Consider the following 15,950-nt stretch of genomic DNA (forward strand, 5'->3'; position numbering starts at 1 on the left):
GCCGGCTTCTTTCATACACACCGCTCCCGGGCTCCCTGCCCGGGGGCTTTTTTTTTGCGCCTGTCCATTGATTTATGGTATAATGTGAAAAGGAATTCTAACATGGATATACAGAAATTTTTTTTGAATATCATTAAATGATACTTTTTCGCATTATATTATAAGCTATGGAAAGATACTGGACTTATAACATTAAACAAAACAATTTCATTCCGTCTGTTTCTGAACCGCTTTCAGCTTTTCCGACGATTGTTGATACTAAGCTGATGAAGGTGTGGTGCCGTTCTTGCCGGCGGTGGGAAAATATTCTGGCTTTTTCGCAGAATGTGCTGAAATCGGAGTGCGGTAAACTTTATACAGGGCCGTTTACTCAGAATGACAGTGTTTTTTGTTATGGTTATGATATTTCCCGCCGTGATAAAATCTATTATATCCGTATTCAGTCGCAGGCTGTGGCTACTAATTACCGCAAGCTTATGGAAAACTCTTTTGAGCTTGATTTAGGCAAAAAGCGTCTTTACAAAAACGGCAAGGAAACTTTCAAGTGTGAAGAAATTTCGGGTCAGCTTTGCAGCGAACTTACCGAGCAATTTATTAATGAAATTGGTGAAGAATACAAAAATCTGTATGGAATAAAGCCTTCTGTTATGTCGTCCCTCAAGGGGGTTTCCTCTTTTGCTCGGCTATATGCTTTGTCCGTTCAATGTGAATTTTTTTGTGATTTCCCGTCACTGGGGGCTGAATCCTTATGATGCAGATTTTACTTCCATTTCTTCAGGCGATACTCCCAATGCAGAAAATGAAATGTTTGCAAGTCTTGGAATCAGGCCGTCAAAGAGCGTGCGCAAGCTTTACCAGAAATTTCCGCAGGGAATTATAAGTTATGCTGCCGTTAAGGATCTGGGAATTACGGATGTTAATCTTCTGATGAAGAGTGCAACTCCAAAATGGTATGCGTTTTTTAAGTCTTATATGATTTCGATTTCTGAAGGGGAGATTGATTATCCTGTCCGTAATCCGCTTCGTCTGTTTGTTCATGACATGCTTGAAATTACGAACCAGAAAACTGTCTGGAATTCTCTTGAAAGGACTGTCGGTTACTTGAGTGATGAAGATATTTCAAACGTATATGTTACTGATGGTATTCAGATGTATTCGGGCTGTGCAGGACATCTTACTGACCGCGAAAAACGTCAGATTCTCAGTGAAGGGTTTAATCGTTATACTCATGATTTTCTTATGAGGCGGAATAATCAAATGGCTGCTGAGAGAGCGGAAGAAATTAGGAGTAATGAATGGAAAAAAGCTGTTGATGAAAATGAAGTTTTTGAAATTGAGCAGCCTTTTCTTGCTCTGGAATACAAGGCCGGTGAGGCTTTTCGGATAAATGCAAATAAAGAGCATGTTCCTGTGCCTGACGAAGACAGGTATTGTTTCTTTGTGGCAAAGGATTCTCTTACTCTCAAAGTAATTGGCAGTGAAATGAAAAACTGTGTCGGCTGGGGATATGCAGAGGCGGTTCGTAATCGTCGTTCAACAATTGTGTATGCTGTGCATAAAGGTAAATATAAAATCTGCATTGAGGTAACTCCTTCTTTTTCTATCAGGCAGGCTTTTGGGCCTTGTAATCAGGAATTACAGGGAGAAGCATTTGAAGCATATTCAGAATGGTGTTATGAAAAGCATATTGCCAGACGGAAAGCTTTTTCCCGCAGATGTGCGCCAGCTGACTAAAATTATGTTTTTATGGAGGTATCAGATATGAAAACTGTTTACGGAACTGCTTTTATGCCGGGCGGACTATGTGGTTTTGGTTATGTTGATGAAGGCCTTCCGAAAGAGCAGGCTCTTGAAAAACTCAAGCTTGAAATGCAGAATAATCAGGCTTTTCAATATTTTCTTTCTACGCTGCCTGTAGAAAAACGCTATTCTGTTGTCAAAGAGATTGTAGATGCGGTTATTGGAAGCAATGCAGACCAGAAACTGGATGGAAATAAAAAAAAGAGCATTGCTAATTAATATTTCCTGATTTAAAGTTTAATCCAAATTTAAAAAACGGCTAGTTCAAGGCTTTAAGCATTCAGACACATAGCAGGGGATATTATGAGCGGGAAAAAAATAAAAATGAATCATGATGCAAGCGCAAAAGAGTTTTTAAAAATACTTTCTTCTCTTACTGATGATTTGATTAATCATGACAATGAAAACCACATTCCGGCTGCAATGAAATCTCTGAAATCATTGTTCGATTCCTTTGCAGTTGTAAATGAGTTTAACAGTTCTCTTGTTATTGACTGTTATTTTGAAATCAAAATCAGCCTGATGAAATGGGAGCGTTTTGCAGACAGGACATCTTCCGTTGCAGCGGAATTCAAAACAATTCTAGACCAGATGTATGAAGTAATGGCTGACTTGTATCATTATGAATACTTCGGATTTTTTTCTACGGCAGTTTGTCCTGACCGTATTCCTCAGCTGAATCTGCCTTGCAAGGTTTTCTGCGGATGTGCATCATTCTGGCCGCGAGAACCGTATCTTACGCAAGAGGGAAAAGTTGCTTATGAAAATGTAGTGCGTTTTCGTGATCCCGGAAATGAAAAATATTTATGTATTACAATCAGCCAGAATCCGCGTTTACTGGAACCTCGTGAAAAATGTTCCCTTACAGACGGACAGCTTGAAAGTATCAAAAAGTTTGTAATCAATAACAAAGACATCATCATATCTCATGCAATGGATTATGTTTTGCTTGATTCAATCAGCTTTCTGGATGCCCTTAAATTCAAAAACAGCGCAGAATTCCAGATACCATCTTACCGCATTGCCTGTACCTATAAAATTCATTCAGGGCAGGAAATTATAAGTTCAAATACCTGTTATGTTGAAATGAATGATATGAGTTATAAGCAAGCGGTAAAGTTTTATAAAGATACTGTAAAAGAGTTAAAAAAAGACTTAAAAGCTTCTTTAAAAGAATGTACTGATACTGGTTCTGACAGTCAGGGCTCTATCGTTCATAAAGAAGAAAATAATAAAGGACATTCGGAAGCAACTTATGAACTGGCGGCATTGAAGATATTAAAGCCTGAAAAACTCAAAAAATAAACGGCATATCATAAAATGACAGCCGCATTCCGAGTTTTCCTTATGTTGATTCTCCTTTATAAATATGTATAATTATGATATGCAAAAAGAATTTTCAAATTGGACAGAATATGATCAATGGTTGATTTCTGATTATGGAATAATATCTGTAAACGGAAAGGAAAAAATGGTGACGAATTACGACAGATATTTTATAAACAGCGTTGAAAAATCTGATGATGGAAATATTCTTGTTGATTACGAAGAGGCTAATACTCCTCGTTGATTTCTTTTTTTTGGGAGTTTTATGATGATTTGTAAGCCTGTGCTTGTTGTCTGTTCGGTTGCCGTTTTTATTTTGGCTGTTTTTATTGCCCTGTTTTTTATGTTCTTCACTGAAATAAAAATTGCTTCCAGCATAAAAAAACTGGATGCTCCGATACCTGTGTATATGATTCAGTTTGATAATGATTATCATCTGGATGAAATTGCATGCAGCGATATTAAATCTGACGCTGAGCTGGCTTCTGTTTTGAGCCGCTATATTTCTCATGGTTTTTATACTTTTCCTGTGGAACCGGCGAATCCGGGATGCAGCACTATTTCAGCCCGGACTCCTGAAGGCGGAATGATTTGGGGGCGCAATTTTGACTGGTATGAGCCTGCTGTGCTGATTGTAAAGTGCATTCCAAAAAACGGATATGCTTCTGTTTCAACATGCGAATTTTCAAACATCACTGGCAGCCCTTCTGTTCTGCCCGATACTTTTCCTGTAAAAATGCTTGCCTTAAGCTCTCTTTTTGTTCCCATGGATGGGATTAATGAGGCCGGCTTGTGTGTCGCAGATCTTGAAGTGAACGAGGGCGGCATGCATACAGTTGATACGGATAAGCCCAATTTGACTGTTACAGTTGCAATCAGGATGATTTTGAACAAGGCTGCTACAGTTTCCGAGGCTGTTGAAATTTTGAAGCAGTATGATATTTTTCCTTCAGGGGGAATTTCCCATCACCTTGCTATTTCTGATGCAGCCGGAAATTCAGTGGCAGTTGAATTCTGCGGCGGACAGATTGTTGTTGTTGACACTCCTGTTCTTACAAATTTCAATACATCCGGCTCTGATATTTCAGCGGGCGGAGAATCTTCCATGCTGCGATGGAACCGGCTCCGCGCATTATGGGAAGAATCGAATGGCGTATTGTCGACTCAGGAAGTAAAGGAGGCTCTTTCTTCTGTGGCTCAGGTCATTGGGCAGTGGCAGACACGCTGGTCTATAATTTATGAAAATGAACAGAAAACCGCGCGCTATTATTTTTCCGCAGACTTTGAAAAGGAGCTTGCAGTTCAAGTTCCGTCCGGCAAATAATCGACTAGAAATATGCGCTGAAAGAAACTGTGAATTCCTGCCACCAGCTTCCCCAGTCTGTGTTGAGTGAATATCCTGCTTTAAGTGCGGTGTTTTGGCTGAGCGCGGCACATTCGTCTGCCCTGATAAAGCCTCTGAAATGCTCCCTGTCAAACGGCGACTGCATTGCCGATGCTGAAATTTTATTTTTCCATACACCGAATGTGGTTATAAATCCTGCCTCCGCTCCCAGAAGAAGGTCTGTGAAATTCGTGTATTCCGGTGAAAAATATGAGTCTGCTCCCGCCAGAATATACGGCTGAAACCAGGGCGCAGGAAGTATGCTTGTTCCGAACATCGCCTTTGCCCTGAATGCAAGGTCTTCCTTTTTATCTTCATTGGGGTTGGAGTCGAAGCCGGCTGTAATGCTCATTGCGCTGTTGAAAAAATACAGGTCTGAAACTGGAAGCGAAACCACAGAGGCAATCAGGGCTTTTTTTAGATAAAACTTTTTGTCCTCGATATTATAACGCACATCGATGTCACCGAATACAAGCTCTGAATTTGACGAGTATCCTGCCGGGCGTTCAAGCTGCTCATGCGCTGTCAGCCTGAATTCAAGACCGGTGTATGCGCCTTCCCTGTCTTTTCCGCCGTGAACCGAAATTTTCTTGGAGCCGTGGGCATTTTCCGGCGATTGCGGTGCCTGGCTTGTTTCAGGCAGTTCTATTTTTCCAAGCTTCCGTCTGGCTGAAAGCACCTGGACAAACCTTGGCCTGTATTCTTCTGGTGTGATTTTTCTGCTGTTCAAAAGCGCGGTAAGATAATCTGATGCGAGGTTCCATATTTGCGCCTGAATTTCAGGTGGTTCATCCTGAAATGGAAAGTCCTGGACTGTCTTTTTGCCCAGACAGACATCTTTTATATAGCGGTTTTGTTTTCGCGTGAGAGCTGGCTTTTGGATTTCAACTTTTGAATATATAGAAGGCCTGTATTCAGCCTGCTGTGCAAGTCCCAGCCTGTAGATTGTTTTTACTGTTTCAATAGGCTCTACAACTCCGCTTAGAACATTTGTAATGTCTGTCTGCGGACGGGCTGCTTCAATCAGAAACAGCAGGTTGTACGAACAGTTTTCGCTTATAAAAAAATAGCGTGAGTAAATTCCTGAAAGATCAAAGACATGGCGGAGCATTCTGTCCTTTTCTTCTTCCGTGAAGTCAAGGCGGTATTCCCAGATGTCGCGCATATCCATGTTTGCATACTGCTTTATTTTTTCGTAATAGGGGACGAAGCCGAAATACCCCCGGAATCCACCGAAAAGCCCCAGCAGCGCATAAGTGACTCCGCCTGAAATATTTGTAACCGCGCCGTAATTTATGGAATTTGCAAGAAGCCGCGTTGTTCCCTGCGACTCTACCAAAAGAAATGTATGTCCGAATACTGACGCCGGATTTTTTAGAAAGCCCGTTGGAAAAACAAGGTATGTGTCTCCCGGCTTGACTTTTTCGATGATAGAGCGGTAAAGGGCATCCCCGTTATATGGAAAATCGCTTTCTGAAAGGTTCAGCTGGGTGCACAGCCATTTGAATCTGCCTGGAAAACGCTCGATTGCATGCCTTTCGTCCGGCTTGGGCGCAGGTGAAAAAAATGCCTTTATAGTTGCCTCAAGCTCCGCCTTTGGATTTGTCTTGCCGTTTTTGGCGCAGAAAAAAAGCGGGTCGTCCACAAGGCTCTTGTTTTTATGGAAAAGAGAACGCTTGTAATGCAAAAGGGTTTTCCAGTATGGAGCCTCGTAAAGCTTCAGGTCATTTGCCCTGCGGACTGTTTCACTTGCCTTCTGCTCGTAGCCTTCCGCCGGTTCTATAGGGGCAACTTTTGAGATGCTGTCCAGCTTGTCTGAGAATGTTGACGGCAGTTCGCCTTCTGAAGAATTCGGATCGTTGTCAGCGTATAGAGGAGATAGAAAAAACAGGGATGCTATAAAAAACAAACAGGGCACAGCTTTTTTGCCGTACCCTGTAGAATTGAACAAAAAGCTCAATTTAGCCAACAAGAGAATAGATCTTGCTGCTTACTTCTTCTGCAGATACTTCTGAAGAAGAGAAGATGTTGTCAAAATTTGCCTGAAGTGCAGACTTGAAAGCTGCGCTGTCAGAAACGTTGAGCATTGCAGAAAGTGTGTCGATGTATTCACCTTCTCCCATAGCGATGTCAGCTGCAAGAGCATCCATGTTATCTGCAATGAACTTGTCAGTTTCTTCCATTCCGATAAATCCGCCGCTGTATCCAGATGTTCCGAATGTAATAGCGAAGAACTGGGAACAGAATGTACCGTTTGTTGTTGCTGCAATCAAGTCATACATAGGACCATTTTTCTGTCCGAAAATAACATATCCAAGACCTGGACCTACTTTTGTAGCAAATGCACTTGTAGAAAGTGCCATTGCTGCTGCAAATACAACTGCTGCAATTTTCTTCATAAAAGAACCTCCAAAAAATCTTATGGGAAATGCATAACATACGTTATACTTTCGCCTTATATAAAACTATTATGAAGTATATGCTTAAAAAAGTCAAGAAGAGCGTTTTTTGTGAATTTCAGTGGATGCTTAGGTTGCACCGTGAAATGCTCTGGCGGAAAACGGAATTTGGCGCGGGGCAATCGCGGTGCAAAAAAATATGTCCAGCAGGCTGTGTGGCGGAATGTTCTTCCACTTGCCTTGCTGGACAAATGCTTTTTATTTTCCTATGCGGATGATTTATTTCTTTGAATTTGCAGCGGCAGCTTCTTCAGCTTTGTGCTCTGCGTTAATCTGAGCTTCCCTCTGGTCTGCTGCGGCATTGATAGCCTTTGCTGCGGCAAGCTTTGCGTTTGCCTTTGGTCCAAGGAGCTCCTTGATTTTGGCAGCCTTTCCAACCTTGTCGCGCACATAATAAATCTTTGAGCGGCGGACTTTTCCAAGGCGTACAATCTCAACCTTTATGATGCGCGGGCTGTTAAGCGGAAATACACGCTCTACTCCGACACCGTAGCTGATCTTGCGAACTGTGAATGTCTTTGAAATTCCAGAATTCTTAAAGCAGATTACAAGACCTTCATAAATCTGAATGCGCTTTGTTTTTCCTTCGATAATCTCAAAGTGAACTTTTACAGTGTCTCCTACACCGAAACATTCAGCGTTAGGCTTTTTCTGCTGTTCTTCAATAGTCTTTATAAGATCCATTTTTATCTCCTGTTTTTACTGGCTTCTGTTCTTGTCTGAATAGAGCGCAGCTTGCTGTTTTGCTTGCGGTCGTTTTTGTATGTTACAAAATCCGTAAGTTCCTCGATCATTTTTTCTGCTTCTTTTGTAAGAGTACCTTCAGCCCTTGCTTTTTGAATCAGGTCAGGCCTGTTCCGCAGGGTTTTTTGCAGGCTCTTGAAAAGCCGCCACTTTCGGATTTCTTCATGGTTTCCGCTGCTTAATACAGGCGGCACTTCCATGCCTTTGTATACATTCGGCCTTGTATACTGGGGATATTCCAAAAGGTTGCCCGAAAAGCTTTCTTCGTCTAGCGATTCGCTGGTTATCACGCCTTCTATAAGCCTGTAAACACTGTCGACAATAACTGTCGCCGCAATTTCACCGCTGGACATTACGTAATCTCCTATTGAGATTTCCTCGTCCACATAGAAGTCGATGATACGCTGGTCAATGCCTTCATATCTTCCGCAAATCAAGACAATTTCTTCTTTCTGGCTGAGTTCCTGGGCTTTTTTCTGTGTAAAAGGCTTTCCGCTCGGCGTAACATAAATAACATGCTTCGTCTTTTTGTATGCTTCTACACTTTCCAAGGCCAGTCCTAAAGGCTCGGGAAGCAAAAGCTGTCCTGCGCCTCCGCCGTAAGGAGCGTCATCACAAGTGTGGTGTCTATCGAAGGCAAAATCCCTGATATTAACCAAATCGTAGGCAATAATTCCCTTTTCAACCGCTTTCGCCATGATCGAGCTTGAAAAAAAAGCGCGCGGAATTTCAGGAAACAAGGTCAGCACGGTAAATTTCATAGGAGTTACTCCAGAATCCAGAGGTGCATGAGCTGCATTGTTTTATTTTCAACATCGACCCTGCCAATAAAATTGTCTTTAAAAGGAACAAGAACTGTTCTTGCTCCGCCGTTTTTATTGAGCTTGAGCGAAGTATCCAGAAAACTGCAAGCCTCGGACAGCAAAATCTCAACGAGATAACCTGATCCGCCTTCCATTACGTTTGTGACTGTTCCAACAACTGAATTTTCATCCAGCGCCGGTGCGGTATTATCCGCCGTTTCCTTTTTGTACCATACCGAGCATCCTTTTAAATCCTCGATATACCACTCATTTTTTTGCAGTTTGTGAGCATTCTTGCGGGGAACTACGATCTTCCACCCGTTGAGTACTGCGGCTTCCTCAGGTGAATTTATTCCCTCTAGCTTCATGTACAGAGTAGATGCAGCCGCCTTGGTTGATTCAACCTTGTATTTTTTTTCAGCTGTTCCATCTGTCAAAGCAACTTCTTCCATATCAGCAAAATGCTCATACTCGCCGGAAGTGCTTTCCACTTTGAATTCGCCCGTTATTCCATGTGAACCGCGGACAATACCAACTACAAATCGCTCTGTCATCGCCTTCGATGCCATTAGTCCAGAATTTCCAGGCTGTAACGCTTTCCGTCCTTGTTTGACGTTGCGCTCAGAACAGTACGCAGAGCTTTTGCAATACGACCGTATTTGCCAATAACCTTACCAATATCACCTTGAGCAACGCTCAGCTGAAGAACAGGCCCGCGCTCGCCTTCGGTTTCTGTTACAGAGACTGCATTTGGATCATCGACCAATGACTTTGCTATAAATTCAATCAGGTCTTTTTCCATGGTGTGCTCCCTGTAATTTATTTGGTTATTTTTGTTCCGTCAGCAGCCAAACCGCCCTGTCTGAAAATCTTCTTGACGATTTCTGTAGGCTGAGCTCCAACGCTGATCCAGTATTTGGCGCGCTCTTCGTTGAAAGAACTCTGGCTTCCTTCCGCTGCGAGTGGATGGTACTGACCGATTTCTTCGATTGTTGCGCCGTCACGTGGCTTTGATGCTTCAAGAACTACAATACGGTAGTCCGGGCGTTTTTTTGTGCCCATCTTCTTTAGTCTGATTTTGACCAATTTTTTCCTCCCAGGATCTCTCGCGAATGGGGTCGAGATCCAAGATGATTTTTCACACTAAACAGTGTGAGCCATTATTTTAGTGAAAACATGCCTCAAATTCAAGAGTAAAATTGATTTGCGGGCCGTTCTTTCTGTGAAATTTTCTCTTATTTATAGAAGAAATTTATCATCTCTTGGTTATGCTGTCTTGTTCCTGTGTTTCCCCGGAAACTGCGCAACTGATTGCTCTAGTGGTTTTTGTAAAACTTGCTAACTGAAAAATTCTTTGTTATCATGATTCCATAAGCGAGATTCGGGAAGCTTTTCAGTTTTCCGGGCGGCTTTAAGGCATCTTGTGAAAATCGGGATGGCCTGATTCTTGAATTAAGAGGTTTCAAATGGCTGCATTGTATGATCCAAGGTCGCTTCCTGCTGATTTTGTAAAGGTTTACGGCGGAACAGAAGATTCTGTACAGGTTTTTTCCTCGCCTGCAAGAATAAATATTATCGGCGAGCATATCGATTACAACGGCGGAAAGGTTTTTCCTGCTGCGATAAACCGCTACCTTTATGTTGCTGTCAGAAAGAGAGGCGACACAAAGGTTGTCTATAACGACTTGAAATTTCCTGGGGAATACAAATTCGACATCAACGATGACTTTTCCTACTCCAAGGAAAACGGATATGCCAATTACCTTAACGGAATTCTTTCGCAGATGAAGGAAAGGGGCTTTCATTTTGACTGCGGATTTGAAGTATTAATGGTAAGCAATGTTCCTTCCGCCGGCGGAATTTCGTCCTCGTCAGCCCTTGAGTGCGGATTTGCCTATGCCGTGAGCGAAACATTCGGTTTTGGAATCAGCCGTGTTGAAATCGCAAAGCTCGGCCAGATGAGCGAGCACAGGTTCATGAATGTAAACTGCGGAATAATGGATCAGTTTATAATCGCAACGGGAAAAAAGAACACTGCCGTTGTGCTTGACTGCGACACCCTGAACTACGAGTATGTTCCGCTTGAGCTTGGGGACTTCCGGTTTGTTGTAATGAACACAAACAAGCAGCGCCGCCTTGCAGACAGCAAATACAATGAGCGCAGAAGCCAGTGCGAGCAGGCATTGAAGCAGCTGCAGGACGGAGGAGTGAAGATTTCCGCGCTGTGTGAGCTTTCCCCGGAGCAGTGGGAAAATTCAAAGGGGCTTGTAACGGATGAGCTTCTTGCAAAAAGAGCTGCTCACTGTGTATATGAAAATCAGCGTGTTAAGGATGCCGTCGCCTCTCTTCGCGCCGGAAATTTGGAGCGGCTGGGGCAGCTTTTGAACGAAAGCCATGCTTCCCTGAAGAATGACTACGAGGTTACGGGCATTGAGCTTGATACTCTTGCGGAAACCGCCCAGAAGCAGGATGGATGCCTTGGCGCGCGCATGACCGGCGCTGGATTCGGTGGCTGCGGAATTGCGCTTGTGCACAAGGATAAGATAGACAGCTTTGTGGAAAATGTTCAGCGGGCATACAAAGCGGCTGTGGGCTACGAGGCTTCGTTCTTTGACTGCGAGAGCGGAGACGGAGTTTCACGGTTCAGCTGTAAATAGGAGAGTGCGCTGGCTGGCTTTTTATGCTGGCCGGCGCATTTTTTGTATTTTCCGGCGCGAATTCCGGGTGCTTATGGCGTAAAAAGTTTGCATTTGACATTCTTTTCCTTATATATTAGTATAATAAGTCAATTATTCTAACTAAATAATAGGAGAAAATGATATGTCAATTAATTTGATATTGTTCATTGTTCTCCCTTTAGCGGGAATACTTCTTGGATGGATAATTCGCTGGATTTATGCCAGATTTCAACTTTCCGCTTCGGAACAAAAAGCCGAGCGCGTTAAACAGGATGCAATAAAAGAGGCAGAGGCTCAAAAAAAGGAAATTCTGCTTCAGGCAAAAGAACAACTCATTCAGGACCGTAATCAGCAGGAAAGGGAGAACCGTGAGCGCCGTACAGAATTGCAGCGTTATGAAAGTCGGTTGAATAAAAAAGAAGAGCTTCTGGAGCAGAGAAACCAGGAGTTTGAGCAGCGCGACAGGGAATTTTCCGCCAATCTTGCGGAACTTCATAAGCGCGAGGCCCGCCTTACAGAAGAAGAGGGAAGGCTCCGTGTTGAGCTTGAGCGTATTTCTGAGCTCACTGCGGAGGAAGCGAAGGCTCTTATAATCAAGAACCTTGAAAATGATGCCCGGCATGATGCGCAGAGCCTGCTTAATAAGATTGACCAGGAAGCACAGCTCAATGCCGAAAAAAAGGCTCAGGAAATTCTTGTTTCAGCGATTCAGAGAATAGCCACAGAAACCACAAGTGAAATTACCGTTGCAACAGTTTCACTTCCAAGCGATGAAATGAAAGGCCGGATTATCGGACGCGAGGGTCGCAATATACGCTCCCTTGAAACTCTGACCGGTGTTGATATTATAATCGATGATACTCCAGAAGCTGTTGTTATAAGCTGTTTTGACCCTGTGCGCAAGGAAATTGCACGTGTTGCCCTTGAGCGGCTTATTATAGATGGAAGAATTCATCCTGCGCGCATAGAGGAAATTGTTCAGAAAGTTACCCGTGAAATTCAGCAGAAGATTTACGAGGAAGGCGAAAAGGCTCTGTTTGAGCTTGGTCTGCACAGCCTGAGCCAGGAGGCTGTAAAGGCAATCGGCCGGCTTTATTTTAGAACAAGCTATGGTCAGAATGTTCTTACCCACTCCAAGGAAGTTGCGGAGCTTGCAAGTCTTCTTGCTGCTGAAGTGGGCGCGAACCGTGAGCTTGCAAAACGCGCGGCTTTGCTCCATGACATTGGAAAGGGCGCTGAAAATGACAGCGATCAGAACCATGCCGAAGTTGGAGCAGAAATGGCTCGCAAGCTCGGAGAAGATCCTCGGATTGTAAATGCGATTGAGGCGCACCACAATGACTGCGAGCCTCAGACAATAGAGGCTGTTATTGTCCAGATTGCGGATGCCATAAGCGCAGCCCGTCCCGGCGCACGCCGTGAAACCGTGGACAATTATGTAAAGCGCCTTGAAAATCTTGAGGAAACTGCAAAGAAATTTAATGGCGTGGAGCAGGCTTATGCAATTCAGGCTGGCCGTGAGCTTCGTATTCTTGTGAACAATGATAAAATTCCGGATGAGCAGGTAAAGGATCTTGCAAAGCAGATTGCAAAGCAGATTGAAACAGATTTGCGCTATCCTGGAAGAATCAAGATTACAATGATAAGAGAAACGCGCATTATCGAATATGCACGCTGATATAAAGGAGGCTGGAAACGGCCTCTTTTTTTATTGCAGCTTGAATTTTATTCCGCCGGAAAATCCGTGGGAAATTAAATTTTCATTTTTTGCATAGTTGTTTGTGTTTGCGATAATCAGCTTGTATCCTGTGTAAAAATCCAGCATCAGGTGTCTTTTAAAGAAATACTGTTTCCAGCCGATTTTTGGAGTGATGCTTGTAACGGTGTCGTCTTTTTTTTCTATATCTTCGCTTGTGCTGTAGTTCAGAAATTCGGAGGAGCAGGACACCCCGATGTAGAATTTTTCAAGTCCCATTGCAAGCGGATAATAGTTTGTTCCAAGTGAAATTCCCACCAGAATGCATTTTGTGTTGTTTTCAGTCCATAGCTTGCCTGTGGAAAATCCTCCCGTCAGCGAAAGGCAGGGATGAACCAGACGCTCGTATGTAAAGCCAAGTCCGAATCCGTTTTTCATGTGGGTGGAAATAAAAAAAGCTGTGTCAAAAGAAAGAACTGACTGTGATTCCTTCTGCTGCTCTGTCTGGGAGTGCGCCTGCATGATAAAAGAAAAAAGCAACACAGCAAAAACAGCCTTAAACCGCTTCTTCATAGATTTAGACTATACTGTTTTTGCATTTTTTTTCAAGCATGAAAAATTTTCCAGGGGAGCGGCAGCTTGCAGAAGTTCCCTTGACAAAACGTTTTTTTGAGTACAGGATTTTACTATGACAGATGTAGAAAATCTTGAAAAAATCATACTGGAAATTTTCGGTGTGAAAAAGCACATCAAGAAAAAATTCAACACAAACAAGTGCATCCAGCCGCTTGCCGTTTACCCCATGAATATGTTTGCGTTCAACTTTGTAAACAGGCTAAGCCGTCTGAACGAGAAATTCAAGAATGACAAGGCGGCTTTGAATACAATATGCGAGCGTGTGAAAAATCTCGGAGAGGCAAGGGATTCCGGGTGGGCCGGCCCCTACAGTGAAATTGTGGCTCTGGATTTTTATTCGCAGTTTCCCGGATTTTCTGAAATTTCTTATATAAATCTTCTTGATATAAAAAGCCACCGGCAGAGCATTCCGGCTCTGAACGGGCAGAAGGAAAAAATCGATATTGACCTGTGCCTTTTTATGAAGAGCGGAAAAATTTTCACAGACGTGAAGTCCTTTAACTGTGTGCACCAGATTGTGTTTGATAAAATTTTTGAAAGCGTGGAAGCCTATGCCGCAAGGGAATTCAGCAGGAATATTCTTATCGGCGTTGACAACCTTTCAAGCCTTGATTATCTGGATGTAAAAAACTGCCTTGTTTCCCGGCGCTCTGAGATTGAGACCCTTTTGAAAAATGCAGTGAAAAGCGGAAAGAATTTTGTTTCGTATTCTTCAGGCTCGGGGCTGGCGTTCAATTTCAGAATAGGGTGGCCGGGAGAGCTTATGACTGTAAAGGATTATTCTCCGTTTGCCATGGCGCAGGCCTACAGGTACAAATTTCTGGACTACGGAAACAAGCTGGTGGACAATGAATATTCGCTTATAACAATGGTGCGGAATCCCTGGTTCAATGAGGAAACTGTGGATTTTGGAAATTTCAATAATATGTTTTACCGTTCCCTGAGCCGCCGCACATTCATGGAGCTTGAAAAAAATCAGGCTGCGGCAAAAAATTATTCCAGCGCGTATAAAACTGATTCTGTCCGTGTCTGCGATGTTTCCAGGAGCATTGCTGGGATTGTTTTTATTGATGACAACAGTGTCCGCTCAAAATATTATAAGAGCCTTTATTCCGCATACGTCTACCTTAATCCGAACTACAGGAGCAAGCCGCCGCTCACAATCAGAATGCTTGAGAAATGCTTCAGGGGCAGCTGCGAAGTTCAGATAAAGGATTTTGATGATTTTAAGTGGGACAATTATTAGGAATTCTGCTGTTTCCTTTTTTATGAAATTATAAAACCCGAAATTTGCTCTATTGGCAATTTTGAAAATATTTGCCTGCCCTTTATTCCAAATGATTTTTTTACTATTAAAAATTACTTATAAAGCAATATAAATTTATGTGGCATTATACGGGGCTGTCTGATAAGTTTTGAGCATAGCGTCATTTCGAATTTATTTCGGAATCTATGAGCTGTGTACTGCACAGATGCTGAAACAAGTTCAGCATGACAATAGTTTTTTAGACAGTCCTATGACGGTACAGGGGTGGTGGATAGTGCTATTTATGAAAAATTTTTTAATGACAGTGATTCTAGATTTTCTACAATAAATTCCCACAAATTGCTATTTGTGGGAAGAAAATACCGCGTTTTCAGGCAACCTGAAAACGCTAGATGTAGTGGTTATTTCTTTGTCTTCTTTTCCCAAAATTCAGCACGTAATCTGTCATATTCATCATCACTTTGCTTTAAGATTTCTGCATACTTTTTCATGCACGCTTTATTTCCATTTTGAGCGCCTATTCTATACCAAAATAACGGAAATTTCTCTTCAGCAGGGTTATATTTGCAACCTATCTCCAACAATCTGTTATAATCTGAATAAAAATTTTGTGCACATTGATTTTCATAAAATTGCGCAATTTACAATGCTGCAGAACCACTTCCTGAAAAAGCTAGATCATGCAAATACTGATAATTTTCATCTGTTATATTATCTGTAGTACTGATATCATCAGAGAAAAATTCAAAATTTGAAAACTTTCTATGCAATTCTTCGTATTCTTTAATTATAAAAGAATCAGATTCAAGATCTTTTATATATTGTTCACATAAAAATATTAAGTACTGATATCTTTTAGATTTTCCATCTTCTATAAAATTTATGTTAACAAAATTCCAGCTTCCCTTTATAGGATTATTTTCAAAACAAATACAATTCCAAAACTTTTGATTTGCAGTATCTTGTAAATCAACCCCAAAATAATCTGATAGTTTTGTTGCTGCTTCAAATTTTCCAGATAAAGCTTGGGTTTCCATCTTTCGTACCTCCTTTATAGAAAATCGGGGTTTATAACTACTGCATAACAGTAAGAGTAGTGTGAAAGACCAAAACATTAGTCTAGAATATTTAATGATATTACCACTCTTCATTTTCTT

At 42.2% G+C, this 15,950-nt stretch carries 18 protein-coding genes; 9 read left to right on the forward strand and 9 right to left on the reverse strand.

The genetic code is table 11. From position 1 onward, the window contains the following. Nucleotides 1-167: 167 nt before the first annotated feature. The 6 genes from ACI4L0_RS06195 to ACI4L0_RS06220 all read left to right on the forward strand — a co-directional run bounded on the left by ACI4L0_RS06195 (nucleotide 168) and on the right by ACI4L0_RS06220 (nucleotide 4,450). On the forward strand, nucleotides 168-752 hold the full coding sequence (locus tag ACI4L0_RS06195) for a hypothetical protein (protein ID WP_439799299.1): 585 nt from the start codon (nucleotides 168-170) through the stop codon (nucleotides 750-752). After that, the gene (locus tag ACI4L0_RS06200; RefSeq protein ID WP_439799300.1) at nucleotides 676-1,734 is read left to right on the forward strand and encodes a PcfJ domain-containing protein; all 1,059 of its coding nucleotides are present in this window, start codon (nucleotides 676-678) and stop codon (nucleotides 1,732-1,734) included. Before ACI4L0_RS06195 ends, ACI4L0_RS06200 begins: the two co-directional genes overlap by 77 nt. A gap of 12 nt (nucleotides 1,735-1,746) precedes the next feature. Then, a complete protein-coding gene (locus ACI4L0_RS06205; RefSeq protein ID WP_439799301.1) occupies nucleotides 1,747-2,019 on the forward strand; it encodes a hypothetical protein in 273 nt (90 codons plus the stop codon). A gap of 84 nt (nucleotides 2,020-2,103) precedes the next feature. Beyond that, a complete protein-coding gene (locus ACI4L0_RS06210; RefSeq protein WP_439799302.1) occupies nucleotides 2,104-3,105 on the forward strand; it encodes a hypothetical protein in 1,002 nt (333 codons plus the stop codon). Between the two features lie 79 nt (nucleotides 3,106-3,184). Next, nucleotides 3,185-3,370, forward strand: coding sequence for a hypothetical protein (locus ACI4L0_RS06215; RefSeq protein ID WP_439799303.1), 186 nt, complete (start codon nucleotides 3,185-3,187; stop codon nucleotides 3,368-3,370). 24 nt (nucleotides 3,371-3,394) lie between these two features. Beyond that, nucleotides 3,395-4,450, forward strand: coding sequence for a linear amide C-N hydrolase (locus ACI4L0_RS06220; protein ID WP_439799304.1), 1,056 nt, complete (start codon nucleotides 3,395-3,397; stop codon nucleotides 4,448-4,450). 4 nt (nucleotides 4,451-4,454) lie between these two features. On the opposite strand, the gene ACI4L0_RS06225 is transcribed toward ACI4L0_RS06220, so the two are convergent. The 7 genes from ACI4L0_RS06225 to rpsP all read right to left on the reverse strand — a co-directional run bounded on the left by ACI4L0_RS06225 (nucleotide 4,455) and on the right by rpsP (nucleotide 9,602). Continuing rightward, nucleotides 4,455-6,419: an Lnb N-terminal periplasmic domain-containing protein gene (locus ACI4L0_RS06225; protein ID WP_439799305.1), complete on the reverse strand. Its 1,965-nt coding sequence runs from the start codon at nucleotides 6,417-6,419 to the stop codon at nucleotides 4,455-4,457. 52 nt (nucleotides 6,420-6,471) lie between these two features. After that, nucleotides 6,472-6,909: a DUF3015 family protein gene (locus tag ACI4L0_RS06230; protein ID WP_439799306.1), complete on the reverse strand. Its 438-nt coding sequence runs from the start codon at nucleotides 6,907-6,909 to the stop codon at nucleotides 6,472-6,474. A 279-nt stretch (nucleotides 6,910-7,188) separates the two neighbouring features. Next, nucleotides 7,189-7,653 (reverse strand): 50S ribosomal protein L19, encoded by a 465-nt coding sequence (rplS, locus tag ACI4L0_RS06235; RefSeq protein WP_439799307.1) that lies wholly within the window; start codon nucleotides 7,651-7,653, stop codon nucleotides 7,189-7,191. Nucleotides 7,654-7,655: 2 nt separating this feature from the next. Then, nucleotides 7,656-8,474: a tRNA (guanosine(37)-N1)-methyltransferase TrmD gene (gene trmD / locus ACI4L0_RS06240; RefSeq protein ID WP_439799308.1), complete on the reverse strand. Its 819-nt coding sequence runs from the start codon at nucleotides 8,472-8,474 to the stop codon at nucleotides 7,656-7,658. A gap of 5 nt (nucleotides 8,475-8,479) precedes the next feature. Beyond that, a complete protein-coding gene (gene rimM, locus ACI4L0_RS06245; protein ID WP_439799309.1) occupies nucleotides 8,480-9,085 on the reverse strand; it encodes a ribosome maturation factor RimM in 606 nt (201 codons plus the stop codon). Next, entirely contained in the window at nucleotides 9,085-9,318 is a 234-nt protein-coding gene (locus ACI4L0_RS06250; protein WP_439799310.1) for a KH domain-containing protein, read from the reverse strand. The genes rimM and ACI4L0_RS06250 overlap by 1 nt, the downstream gene beginning before the upstream one ends. 17 nt (nucleotides 9,319-9,335) lie before the next feature. Further along, nucleotides 9,336-9,602, reverse strand: a complete 267-nt coding sequence (gene rpsP, locus ACI4L0_RS06255) for a 30S ribosomal protein S16 (RefSeq protein ID WP_439799311.1) — start codon at nucleotides 9,600-9,602, stop codon at nucleotides 9,336-9,338. Between the two features lie 380 nt (nucleotides 9,603-9,982). Between rpsP and ACI4L0_RS06260 the strand changes: the two genes are divergently transcribed. Continuing rightward, nucleotides 9,983-11,173 (forward strand): galactokinase, encoded by a 1,191-nt coding sequence (locus tag ACI4L0_RS06260; protein WP_439799312.1) that lies wholly within the window; start codon nucleotides 9,983-9,985, stop codon nucleotides 11,171-11,173. 163 nt (nucleotides 11,174-11,336) lie between these two features. Then, nucleotides 11,337-12,872, forward strand: a complete 1,536-nt coding sequence (rny, locus tag ACI4L0_RS06265) for a ribonuclease Y (RefSeq protein ID WP_439799313.1) — start codon at nucleotides 11,337-11,339, stop codon at nucleotides 12,870-12,872. A 30-nt stretch (nucleotides 12,873-12,902) separates the two neighbouring features. Here rny and ACI4L0_RS06270 read toward each other — a convergent pair whose 3' ends face one another. Then, nucleotides 12,903-13,463, reverse strand: coding sequence for a hypothetical protein (locus tag ACI4L0_RS06270; RefSeq protein ID WP_439799314.1), 561 nt, complete (start codon nucleotides 13,461-13,463; stop codon nucleotides 12,903-12,905). Nucleotides 13,464-13,578: 115 nt separating this feature from the next. Here ACI4L0_RS06270 and ACI4L0_RS06275 point away from each other — a divergent pair, with 115 nt between their 5' ends. Next, entirely contained in the window at nucleotides 13,579-14,772 is a 1,194-nt protein-coding gene (locus tag ACI4L0_RS06275) for a hypothetical protein (protein ID WP_439799315.1), read from the forward strand. 662 nt (nucleotides 14,773-15,434) lie between these two features. On the opposite strand, the gene ACI4L0_RS06280 is transcribed toward ACI4L0_RS06275, so the two are convergent. After that, nucleotides 15,435-15,830: a hypothetical protein gene (locus ACI4L0_RS06280; protein ID WP_439799316.1), complete on the reverse strand. Its 396-nt coding sequence runs from the start codon at nucleotides 15,828-15,830 to the stop codon at nucleotides 15,435-15,437. Nucleotides 15,831-15,950: the final 120 nt, after the last annotated feature.

Source organism: Treponema sp. (genome assembly GCF_051883275.1).
In the GTDB taxonomy this organism is placed as follows: domain Bacteria; phylum Spirochaetota; class Spirochaetia; order Treponematales; family Treponemataceae; genus Treponema_D.

Bases quoted from the DNA above. Each gene is read 5' to 3' on its own strand.
- ACI4L0_RS06195 (WP_439799299.1), top strand. From the start codon at position 168: ATGGAAAGATACTGGACTTATAACATTAAACAAAACAATTTCATTCCG.
- ACI4L0_RS06205 (WP_439799301.1), top strand. From the start codon at position 1,747: ATGGAGGTATCAGATATGAAAACTGTTTACGGAACTGCTTTTATGCCG.
- ACI4L0_RS06210 (WP_439799302.1), top strand. From the start codon at position 2,104: ATGAGCGGGAAAAAAATAAAAATGAATCATGATGCAAGCGCAAAAGAG.
- ACI4L0_RS06215 (WP_439799303.1), top strand. From the start codon at position 3,185: ATGCAAAAAGAATTTTCAAATTGGACAGAATATGATCAATGGTTGATT.
- ACI4L0_RS06220 (WP_439799304.1), top strand. From the start codon at position 3,395: ATGATTTGTAAGCCTGTGCTTGTTGTCTGTTCGGTTGCCGTTTTTATT.
- ACI4L0_RS06230 (WP_439799306.1), bottom strand. From the start codon at position 6,909: ATGAAGAAAATTGCAGCAGTTGTATTTGCAGCAGCAATGGCACTTTCT.
- rplS (WP_439799307.1), bottom strand. From the start codon at position 7,653: ATGGATCTTATAAAGACTATTGAAGAACAGCAGAAAAAGCCTAACGCT.
- trmD (WP_439799308.1), bottom strand. From the start codon at position 8,474: ATGAAATTTACCGTGCTGACCTTGTTTCCTGAAATTCCGCGCGCTTTT.
- rimM (WP_439799309.1), bottom strand. From the start codon at position 9,085: ATGGCATCGAAGGCGATGACAGAGCGATTTGTAGTTGGTATTGTCCGC.
- ACI4L0_RS06250 (WP_439799310.1), bottom strand. From the start codon at position 9,318: ATGGAAAAAGACCTGATTGAATTTATAGCAAAGTCATTGGTCGATGAT.
- ACI4L0_RS06260 (WP_439799312.1), top strand. From the start codon at position 9,983: ATGGCTGCATTGTATGATCCAAGGTCGCTTCCTGCTGATTTTGTAAAG.
- rny (WP_439799313.1), top strand. From the start codon at position 11,337: ATGTCAATTAATTTGATATTGTTCATTGTTCTCCCTTTAGCGGGAATA.
- ACI4L0_RS06270 (WP_439799314.1), bottom strand. From the start codon at position 13,463: ATGAAGAAGCGGTTTAAGGCTGTTTTTGCTGTGTTGCTTTTTTCTTTT.
- ACI4L0_RS06275 (WP_439799315.1), top strand. From the start codon at position 13,579: ATGACAGATGTAGAAAATCTTGAAAAAATCATACTGGAAATTTTCGGT.
- ACI4L0_RS06280 (WP_439799316.1), bottom strand. From the start codon at position 15,830: ATGGAAACCCAAGCTTTATCTGGAAAATTTGAAGCAGCAACAAAACTA.